This is a genomic window from Kitasatospora sp. NPDC024654 (assembly GCF_055559155.1).
This window is the reverse complement of sequence record NZ_JBVHLF010000056.1, coordinates 41363-50672: the sequence shown is the minus strand read 5'-3', so window position 1 is coordinate 50672 and position 9310 is coordinate 41363. Positions and strand designations below refer to the sequence as shown.

Genomic DNA, 9310 nt, shown 5'->3' with positions numbered 1-9310 from the left:
GCACGCTGTTGAGTTCTCAAGGAACGGACACTTCCTTCAGACCGCTCTCGCAGGCCCTCCGGGCGTTTCGTTCGTTCTGCGTTCAGCTTATCAGACCCGATCCGCACTGTTTCCCGCGGCTCTTTCCCGACTCACTTCCCACAATTTCGCTTCCGGCCTTCCGGCTTTCCGCTGCCCCGACTCTACCAGAGTTTCCGAACCGCACTTTCCTCCGAAAAGGACATGCAGAAACCGAATGCTCATCGCATAATCGGGAGGGGGTTTGTCGCTCTCCCACCACCATCAGGCGCCGGGGCAACCCGGAGAACACTACGCACCCCCACCGACGAAGTCAAACCGGCCCCGGGCGAGCGCCCGGGGCCGGTTCGTGCGGTCGAGCGGGGTCAGGCCCCGACCGGTCAGACCTCGACCACGACCGGCAGGATCATCGGCCGGCGACGGTAGTTGTCGGCCACCCACTTGCCGATGGTGCGGCGCACCAGCTGCTGCACCTGGCGCGGCTCCAGCACGCCGACGTCGGCGGACTTGCGCAGCGCCTCCTCCAGCTTCTGCACCACCGGGCCGAAGGCGTTGTCCTCGATACCCGAACCACGGGCCTGGATGGTCGGACCGCTCACGATCTTGCCGCTGGTCGAGTCGACGACAACGAAGACCGAGATGAAGCCCTCTTCGCCGAGGATCCGGCGGTCCTTGAGCGAGGACTCGGTGATGTCGCCGACCGAGCTGCCGTCCACGTAGACGTACCCGGCCTGCACCTTGCCGACGATCCGCGCGACGCCGTCGACCAGGTCGACCACCACGCCGTCCTCGGCGATGACCGTGTGCTCCTTCGGAACGCCGGTCTTGATGCCCAGGTCGGCGCAGGCCCGCAGGTGGCGCCACTCGCCGTGCACCGGCATCAGGTTCTTCGGCCGGCAGATGTTGAAGAAGTAGAGCAGCTCGCCCGACGAGGCGTGCCCGGAGACGTGCACCTTGGCGTTGCCCTTGTGCACGACGTTCGCGCCCCACCGGGTCAGGCCGTTGATCACCCGGTAGATCGCCGTCTCGTTGCCCGGGATGAGCGACGAGGCGAGCACCACCGTGTCACCCTCGACGATCCGGATCTGGTGGTCACGGTTGGCCATCCGCGACAGCGCCGCCATCGGCTCGCCCTGCGAGCCGGTGCAGATCAGCACGATCTCCTTGTCCGGGAGGTCGTCCAGGGTCTTCACGTCCACGATCAGGTTGCCCGGCACCTTGAGGTACCCGAGATCACGGGCGATGCCCATGTTGCGGACCATCGAGCGGCCGACGAAGGCGACCTTGCGCTTGTACTCGTGCGCGGCGTCCAGCACCTGCTGGATCCGGTGCACGTGGCTGGCGAAGGAGGCGACGATGATCCGGCGCTCGGCGTTGGCGAAGACGTTGCGCAGCGCGGCCGAGATGTCCCGCTCGTGCGGGATGAAGCCGGGGACCTCGGCGTTGGTGGAGTCCACCAGCAGCAGGTCCATGCCCTCCTCGGCCAGCTTGGCGAAGGCCGGCAGGTCGGTGAGCCGGCCGTCCAGCGGCAGCTGGTCCATCTTGAAGTCACCGGTTGCGACCACCATGCCGGCGGCGGTGCGCACGGCGACCGCGAGGGCGTCCGGGATGGAGTGGTTGACCGCGATGAACTCGCAGTTGAAGGGGCCGATCTGCTCGCGCTGCCCCTCCTCGACCTCCAGCACGTACGGGCGGATCCGGTGCTCGGCGAGCTTGGCCTCGATCAGGGCCAGGGTGAGCTTCGAACCGATCAGCGGGATGTCCGGGTTCTCCCGGAGCAGGTACGGGACGGCCCCGATGTGGTCCTCGTGCCCGTGGGTGAGGATGATGCCGTCGATCTTGTCCAGGCGGTCCCGGATGGACGAGAAGTCCGGCAGGATCAGGTCGATGCCGGGCTGTTCGTCCTCGGGGAAGAGGACACCGCAGTCGATGACGAGCAGCCGGCCGGCGTGCTCCAGCACCGTCATGTTGCGGCCGATCTCACCGAGGCCGCCGAGCGGAGTGATCCGGATGGCGTTCGGGGCGAGGGCCGGGGGCTCGCCGAGTTCGGGATGGGGGTGGCTCAAAAGACTCTCCTCACGCAGCACGCCATATGCCCGGGGACCTCCCCCTGGAGACATATGGCGTGCGGCTTCGTTGGCTACCTACTGGGTCGTCCGCCCGTCTCCGAGCGGTTGGCTCTGCTGTGCCCTCGCGCCGTGATCCGGTCCAGCGGCAGGCCCCTCGGTGCAGGGGCCCGGCGAGCCGGGGGCGCGCACGTTTCTGTCTGTTACAGGTGTACCCCGCCTGTGGCGAGATCCTCCTTCAAGCGGGCGATCTCCTCGGCGGTGGCGTCCACCAGGGGCAGCCGGACCGGACCGGCGGGCAGGCCCTGGAGGCTCAGCGCGGCCTTGGTGAGGATGACGCCCTGGGTGCGGAACATCCCGCTGAAGACCGGGAGCAGCGCCTGGTGGGCGGCGGTGGCCGCGGCGACGTTCCCGGCGGTGAAGTCCTCGATCATCCCACGCAGCCGGCCGGCGGCGACATGGGCGACCACGCTGACGATGCCGACGGCCCCGACCGAGAGCAGCGGCAGGTTCAGGATGTCGTCGCCGGAGTACCAGGCCAGGTCGGAGCGGGCGATCGCCCAGGCGGCGGCGCCGAGGTCGCCCTTGGCGTCCTTGTTGGCCACGATCCGCGGGTGCTCGCCGAGCCGGACCAGGGTCTCGTGCTCCAGCGCGACTCCGCTGCGCCCGGGGATGTCGTAGAGCATCACCGGCAGCCCGGTGCTGTCCGCGATCGCGACCGAGTGCCGGTACAGGCCCTCCTGCGGCGGCTTGCTGTAGTACGGCGTGACGACCAGCAGCCCGTGCGCGCCGGCGGCCTCGGCCTGCCGGGCCAGCTCGATGCTGTGCGCCGTGTCGTTGGTGCCGACCCCCGCGATGACGTGCGCCCGGTCGCCGACCGCCGCCACCACGGCCCGGACCAGCTGCGCCTTCTCGGCGTCGGTGGTGGTCGGCGACTCGCCGGTGGTGCCGTTGAGGACCAGGCCGTCGTTGCCCGCGTCGACGAGATGGGCGGCCAGGCGCTGGGCGCCGTCGAGGTCGAGGCCGCCGTCAGCGGTGAACGGGGTCACCATCGCGGTCAGCACCCGGCCGAAGGGGGTCTGCGGTGTGGAGGTCGGAGCCATGGATCCAAAAATACTCGTAGCCGGTGAGGGGGCGGCCAGGCTGGTCCAGTCTTCGGACATCCGCCCTGGATGAACCGGACAAACCATAGGATTCCGGTGCTGCCCGCTCGGGGGTTCAAGCAGCACCGGAATCCGTGCCCCGAGCCTAGGGACGGCCCAGAAACGCTGCAATCCGGACATGTCGGACCGATACATCCATATGCCTATCCACCCAGGTCAGGGCGCGACCCGGCCATGGGTGTTGAAGGCCGCATGGGTGAGCGGCATGAGCTTGGCCCACTCCGCCTCCATCTTTTCGGCCACCATCTCGATCTCGCGCTGTGGGAAGGTCGGCACGATACCGCGCTCGTCCTTGGTGCGCAGCGACAGGAAGTGCATCAGCGACCGGGCGTTGCAGGTGGCGTACATCGAGGAGAACAGACCGACCGGCAGCACCGCGCGGGCCACCTCACGGGCCACGCCCTCGCTCAGCATCTCCTGGTAGGCCTCGTACGACTGCCGGTAGGAGCGCTCCATCGCGGTGGTGACCGTCTTGTACTGCTCCGGCGTGCCCTCGTGGAACTCGTACTTGCCGGGCCGGCCCTGCTGGACCAGCCGGCGGTCCTCGCCCGGCACGTAGAAGACCGGCTCCAGCTCGCGGTAGCGGCCGCTCTCCTCGTTGTACGACCAGCCCGCCCGGTGCCGGTGGAACTCCCGGAAGACGAAGATCGGCGCGCTGACGAAGAAGGTCAGCGAGTTGTGCTCGAACGGCGTGCCGTGCCGGTCCCGCATCAGGTAGTTGATCAGGCCCTTGGACTTCTCCGGGTCCTGCTGGAGCGCCTCCAGGGACTGCTCGCCCGCGGTCGAGACCCGGGCCGCCCAGATCACGTCCGAGTCGGCGGCGGCGCTGCGGACCAGCTCCACCGTGACATCGCTGCGGAACAGCGGGGTGGTCTCCGCACTGTCGGTCACGCGTTACTCCTCTTTCTCACCATCGTCGGCGACAGCCTAAGGCGTGCGCCCGGCGTCACCCTCGAAGCTTGATCGCATGCTGCATGGTCTTGCGTGCCCGCGGGGTGTCGCCGGCGTCCGCGTACGCCACGGCCAGCCGGAACCAGACCCGCCAGTCGGCCGGCTCGGCCTCGGCCTCGGCCTGCCGCCTGGCGAAGACCTCGTCGGCCGAGTCCCGGTCGATCCGGCCGCCGGCGGTGCGCCGCAGCTCGTCCACCGGCAGGCCGCCCTCGGCCTCCAGCTCTCGGGACATCGCCTCGGTGACCCGGCCGAACTTGACGGTCTGCCACAGGAACCAGATCCCGATGGCCGGGATGACGAACGCGCAGACTCCGATGCCGATCCCGAACGGCTTGCCGGTGGCGATCAGTTGGCCCCCCTCGCCGATGCAGATCAGCGAGACGAGCAGGAGGACGGCGGCGAGGATGAAGAACCCGGTGCGCGAGGTCATGGTCGGCTCACAGGTCCAGGAAGTGTTCGAGGCCGAAGGTCAGCCCCGGGGTCTCGGTCACCCGCCGCACGCCCAGCAGGATGCCCGGCATGAAGCAGCTGTGGTGCAGCGAGTCGTGCCGGATGGTCAGGGTCTCCCCGGTGTCCCCGAAGAGCACCTCCTGGTGCGCCAACAGGCCGCGCAGCCGGACCGCGTGCACCGGCACCCCGTCCACGTCGGCACCGCGGGCGCCGGGCAGGCCGTGGCTGGTCGGGTCCTCCTGGCGCGGGCGGCCGGCGGCCTCGCGGGCGGCGGCGATCAGCTGCGCGGTGCGGGTGGCGGTGCCGGAGGGCGCGTCGGCCTTCCGGTTGTGGTGCAGCTCGACCACCTCGACCGACTCGAAGTACTTCGCCGCCTGCTGGGCGAACTGCATGGTGAGCACCGCGCCGATGGAGAAGTTCGGCGCGATCAGGCAGCCCACCGGGCCGGTGCTGGTGCTGGGCGCGGCGGCCAGCCAGCCGGTCAGCAGCTCCAGCCGCTCGGGGGTCCAGCCGGTGGTGCCGACCACGGTGTGGATCCCGTTCGCGGTGCAGTACTCCAGGTTCCGCATCACCGCGTCGGGGTGGGTCAGCTCGACGGCGACCTGGGCACCGCTCTCGACCAGCGTCTCCAGTCCGGAGTCACGGCCCAGGGCGGCGACCAGCTCCAGGTCGGGCGCGGCCTGGACGGCCCGGACGGCCTCGGAGCCGATCCGGCCGGTGGCGCCGATCACGGCGACGCGCAGCGTCATGGGGGGTCCTTTCGGAGGGTCGGGCCGGCTCAGGCCAGCAGGTCGACGAGCTTGGCGGCCCGTCGGTCGGTGATCGGACCGATCAGGGCGAGCGAGGGCCGGTACGCCCCCAGCACATCACGCGCCACCTGCTGGACGTCCTCCAGGGTGACACCGGAGATCTTCGCCAGCATGTCGTCGACCGACAGGTGGCTGCCGTAGCAGAGCTCGGCCTTGCCGATCCGGTTCATCAGCGAGCCGGTGTCCTCCATGCCGAGCACGGTGGAGCCGGAGATCTGGCCGATCGCGCGGCGCAGCTCCTCCTCGGTGATGCCGTCGGCAACCACCTTGGCGAGCTCCTCGCGGCAGATCCGCAGCACCTCCTCGACCCGCTTGGGCTGGCAGCCGGCGTAGATGCCGAACAGGCCGGTGTCGGCGTAGGAGGAGGAGTACGAGTAGACCGAGTAGGCCAGCCCGCGCTTCTCCCGCACCTCCTGGAAGAGCCGCGAGCTCATCCCGCCGCCGAGCGCCGCGTTGAGCACGCCCAGCGCCCAGCGGCGCTCGTCGTGCCGGGGCACGCCGGGCACCCCGAGCACCAGGTGCGCCTGCTCGGTGGCCCGGTTGAGCACCTCGACCTGGCCGGAGGTGCGCACCGGCTTCCGCCCGCGCCGGACCTCGGCCGGGGCGGCGTCCGACTTGGCGAGCACCTCGGCGAAGGCGGCCTCGACCTGCTGGACGACCTTGCGGTGGTCCAGGTTGCCGGCGGCCGCGACGACCAGTTGCTCGGGCCGGTAGCGGCGCTTGAAGAAGCCGGCGATCTGGTCCCTGGTCAGGCCGTTGACGGTCTCCTGGGTACCCAGGATCGGCCGGCCGAGCGGGGCCGAACCGTAGATCACCTTGGCGAACAGGTCGTGCACCACGTCGCCCGGGTCGTCCTCGGCCATCGCCATCTCCTCGAGGATGACGCCGCGCTCGGCCTCCACGTCCTCGGTGCGGATCAGCGAGCCGGTGAGCATGTCGCAGACCACGTCGATGGCCAGCGGCAGGTCGGCGTCCAGCACCCGCGCGTAGTAGCAGGTGTTCTCCTTGGCGGTGAAGGCGTTCATCTCGCCGCCGACCGCGTCCAGCGCGGCCGAGATCTCCAGCGCGCTACGCCGCGCGGTGCCCTTGAAGAGCAGGTGCTCCAGGTAGTGGGTGGCGCCACCCAGGACCGGGGTCTCGTCGCGCGAGCCGACCCCGACCCAGATGCCGAAGGTCGCCGAGCGGACCGTCGGCAGGGTCTCGGTGACGACCCGCAGGCCGCCGGGCAGGACGGTGCGGCGCACCGTTCCGGCGCCGTCCACGCCCTTGAGCAGGGTCCGGGTGCTGCCGGGGCGCTGCTTCGCCGCCGAGGCCTGGGACACGGAACGTCCTTTCACCGGAGCACGGCTCCGGGGTGATGCGGTGACAACAGGGTGCGGCCCGTACGCCGCGAGGGGCGTACGGGCCGCGGGATCAGCGGACGAGCGTCACTCGGCCGCGGCGGCCTCGCCGCCCTCGGCGTCCTCGATGACCGGGATCAGCGAGAGCTTGCCACGCGGGTCGATCTCGGCGATCTCGACCTGGACCTTGGCGCCGACGCCGAGCACGTCCTCGACGTTCTCCACGCGCTTGCCACCGGCCAGCTTGCGGATCTGCGAGATGTGCAGCAGGCCGTCCTTGCCCGGCATGAGCGAGACGAACGCGCCGAACGTCGTGGTCTTCACCACGGTGCCCAGGTAGCGCTCGCCGACCTCCGGCATGGTCGGGTTGGCGATCTGGTTGATCGTCGTACGGGCAGCCTCCGCCGAGGGGCCGTCGACCGCACCGATGTAGATGGTGCCGTCGTCCTCGATGGTGATGTCCGCGCCGGTGTCCTCCTGGATCTGGTTGATCATCTTGCCCTTGGGGCCGATGACCTCACCGATCTTGTCCACCGGGATCTTGATGGTGATGATGCGCGGCGCGTTCGGCGACATCTCGTCGGGCGCGTCGATGGCCTCGTTCATCACGTCGAGGATGTGCAGGCGGGCGTCCTTGGCCTGCTTGAGGGCGGCGGCCAGGACGGAGGCCGGGATGCCGTTCAGCTTGGTGTCAAGCTGCAGGGCGGTGATGAAGTTGCGGGTACCGGCGACCTTGAAGTCCATGTCGCCGTACGCGTCCTCGGCGCCCAGGATGTCGGTCAGCGCGACGTAGTGGGTCTCACCGTCGATCTCCTGCGAGATCAGGCCCATGGCGATACCGGCGACGGCGGCCTTCAGCGGCACACCGGCGTTCAGCAGCGACATGGTGGAGGCGCAGACCGAACCCATCGAGGTGGACCCGTTGGAGCCGAGCGCCTCGGAGACCTGGCGGATCGCGTAGGGGAACTCCTCGCGGGTCGGCAGCACCGGGATGAGCGCCCGCTCGGCCAGCGCGCCGTGACCGATCTCGCGGCGCTTCGGGGAGCCCACCCGACCGGTCTCGCCGACCGAGTACGGCGGGAAGTTGTAGTTGTGCATGTAGCGGCGCCGGGTCTCCGGGGAGAGGGTGTCCAGCTGCTGCTCCATGCGGAGCATGTTCAGGGTGGTGACGCCCAGGATCTGGGTCTCGCCACGCTCGAACAGCGCCGAGCCGTGCACCCGCGGGATCGCCTCGACCTCGGCGGCCAGGGTGCGGATGTCGGTGACGCCGCGGCCGTCGATGCGGACCTTGTCCTTGATGACCCGCTCGCGGACGATCTTCTTGGTCAGCGCGTTGTAGGCGGCGCTGATCTCCTTCTCGCGACCCTCGAACTCGGGGAGCAGCTTCTCGCCGGCCAGCGCCTTGACGCGGTCCAGCTCGTTGTTGCGCTCCTGCTTGCCCGCGATGGTGAGCGCCTGGGCCAGCTCGTCCTTCACGGCGGCGGTCAGCGCGGCGAGCACGTCGTCCTGGTAGTCCAGGAAGACCGGGAACTCGGCGGTGGGCTTGGCGGCCTGGGCGGCCAGCCGGGCCTGCGCCTCGCAGAGCACCTTGATGAACGGCTTGGCGGCGTCCAGACCGCCGGCCACGACCTCCTCGGAGGGGGCCTCGGCGCCACCGGCGACCAGCTTGATGGTCTTGTCGGTGGCCTCGGCCTCGACCATCATGATCGCGACGTCGCCGTCGGCCAGCACCCGGCCGGCGACGACCATGTCGAAGACGGCCTCCTCCAGCTCGCTGTGGGTCGGGAAGGCCACCCACTGGCCGCGGATCAGCGCGACGCGGACGCCGCCGATCGGGCCGGAGAACGGCAGGCCGGCCAGCTGGGTGGAGGCGGAGGCGGCGTTGATCGCGACCACGTCGTACAGGTGGTCGGGGTTGAGCGCCATGACGGTGGCGACGACCTGGACCTCGTTGCGCAGGCCCTTGACGAAGGACGGGCGCAGCGGGCGGTCGATCAGGCGGCAGGTCAGGATGGCGTCCTCGGAGGGGCGGCCCTCACGACGGAAGAACGAACCGGGGATCCGGCCCGCGGCGTACATCCGCTCCTCGACGTCCACGGTCAGCGGGAAGAAGTCGAAGTGCTCCTTCGGCGCCTTGGACGCGCTGGTGGCCGACAGCACCATGGTGTCGTCGTCCAGGTAGGCCACGGCCGAACCGGCGGCCTGGCGGGCCAGCCGGCCGGTCTCGAAGCGGATGGTACGGGTGCCGAAGGAGCCGTTGTCGATCACGGCCTCGGCGTAGAACACGTTCTCTTCCACCTGGAAGATCTCCTCTTTCGTACGTCTCCGGGAGAGCGCCCCCGCGCTGCCTGCCTGCGGGGCCCTGACCTGCCGGGCCGGTCTTCGATCGAAGCCCCCGGGCGCTACCGCGCGGTCTGCGGTACTCCCGGCGGCCACTACCGAGGACCGGCGCCTCTCGGCTGCCTGGCCTGATCGGCGGGCTGCTGCACGCCTCGGCGATTGGACGCTCTCTC

Annotated in this window: 7 protein-coding genes; all 7 read right to left on the bottom strand. The window is 69.9% G+C overall.

The window, feature by feature from the left end:
• Positions 1–398: 398 nt before the first annotated feature.
• The gene (locus tag ACZ38L_RS27290; protein ID WP_465698101.1) at positions 399–2084 is read right to left on the bottom strand and encodes a ribonuclease J; all 1686 of its coding nucleotides are present in this window, start codon (positions 2082–2084) and stop codon (positions 399–401) included.
• 203 nt (positions 2085–2287) lie between these two features.
• Positions 2288–3187, bottom strand: coding sequence for a 4-hydroxy-tetrahydrodipicolinate synthase (gene dapA, locus ACZ38L_RS27285; protein ID WP_465698099.1), 900 nt, complete (start codon positions 3185–3187; stop codon positions 2288–2290).
• 216 nt (positions 3188–3403) lie between these two features.
• Entirely contained in the window at positions 3404–4138 is a 735-nt protein-coding gene (gene thyX, locus ACZ38L_RS27280; protein WP_465698097.1) for an FAD-dependent thymidylate synthase, read from the bottom strand.
• Between the two features lie 55 nt (positions 4139–4193).
• Positions 4194–4628 carry a hypothetical protein gene (locus tag ACZ38L_RS27275; RefSeq protein ID WP_465698095.1) on the bottom strand — a complete coding sequence of 145 codons (435 nt, stop codon included), beginning with the start codon at positions 4626–4628 and terminating at the stop codon, positions 4194–4196.
• 7 nt (positions 4629–4635) lie between these two features.
• Positions 4636–5397 carry a 4-hydroxy-tetrahydrodipicolinate reductase gene (gene dapB, locus ACZ38L_RS27270; RefSeq protein WP_465698093.1) on the bottom strand — a complete coding sequence of 254 codons (762 nt, stop codon included), beginning with the start codon at positions 5395–5397 and terminating at the stop codon, positions 4636–4638.
• A 29-nt stretch (positions 5398–5426) separates the two neighbouring features.
• Positions 5427–6779, bottom strand: a complete 1353-nt coding sequence (locus ACZ38L_RS27265) for a M16 family metallopeptidase (protein WP_465698091.1) — start codon at positions 6777–6779, stop codon at positions 5427–5429.
• A gap of 105 nt (positions 6780–6884) precedes the next feature.
• The gene (locus ACZ38L_RS27260) at positions 6885–9095 is read right to left on the bottom strand and encodes a polyribonucleotide nucleotidyltransferase (protein WP_465698089.1); all 2211 of its coding nucleotides are present in this window, start codon (positions 9093–9095) and stop codon (positions 6885–6887) included.
• Positions 9096–9310: the final 215 nt, after the last annotated feature.